Here is an 843-nt window from a genome sequence, read left to right as displayed (position 1 = left end):
GGGTGCGACCTTTATTTGATACCCTTAGAGCGCAATGGAAAAGCCATATTGATTCAGCTTGTTCCAGAATTGATCCCAACGGGTTGAGGTTAAGACTAACGCTCTCAAACTCAGAATCGCAGCAGCTCCTGTCTCCTTCCACCGCATCCCAGAACAACACAACCGTTGCTTAATTACCGTCTTGCAAGCCGCTTCCGTCACCCCAGACCCAATCGGATAATTTCTGCTGCGATAGAGCGCATAGTTCATCTGATGATGATGGTTGTGGAAGTAGGTGACAGCAGCTGCTAAGTTCTCCTGAATCGGCTTCGAGTGTCGTGAACCTTGAGAGAGATCAAGCATCTGTTGATAGAGTTGGGTGGCGGCTCCTAGATTGTGTTTGAGATGATGACAATTTTCCTGAAGCCAGTGCCGTTGCTGGGCTGAATCAGTGGGATAAAGGGCGATGGCAACTGCACCAAGGTAAGCGGAGGCATGATAGAAATCGAGCACTTGTTCGTGAGTATGGCGGTTGAGGAATTGCCAATTTGAGGCTGCTCCATCCGCAACTCCGATATAGGTGGCTTGGGGATAACGAGCTTTGGTGCGCGCGATTTCTCGCTCTAGCCGTTCTAGAAAGGTTGCCTTGCCATATTCGGGAGTCGCTCCAATATAAATCGTGTGTTGTCGTTCTCCAACCGCGTCATACAGACTGATGGTGCCGACCATAGCTTCTCGCCATCCGGTGTCACACAACAGCATACAGGTGCCATCTAAGCCAATCGCAACACTGGCAATCTCCGCTTCCAATTGCGGCGGCACATAGTCCCAGCTTTCTTCTTTCACCTCAATGATCGTGGCAAC

General features: G+C 50.3%; 1 pseudogene. It reads right to left on the bottom strand.

Features of this window, described 5'->3' with window-relative positions:
- Positions 1-24 precede the first annotated feature (24 nt).
- A pseudogene (locus C7B65_RS28245) lies at positions 25-843 on the bottom strand (ISKra4 family transposase); the annotation flags it as partial.

It is taken from the genome of Phormidesmis priestleyi ULC007, assembly GCF_003003695.1.
In the GTDB taxonomy this organism is placed as follows: domain Bacteria; phylum Cyanobacteriota; class Cyanobacteriia; order Leptolyngbyales; family Leptolyngbyaceae; genus Phormidesmis_A; species Phormidesmis_A priestleyi_A.
Note: the sequence above shows the minus strand (reverse complement) of the source record. Positions and strands in the feature narration are given on the sequence as shown.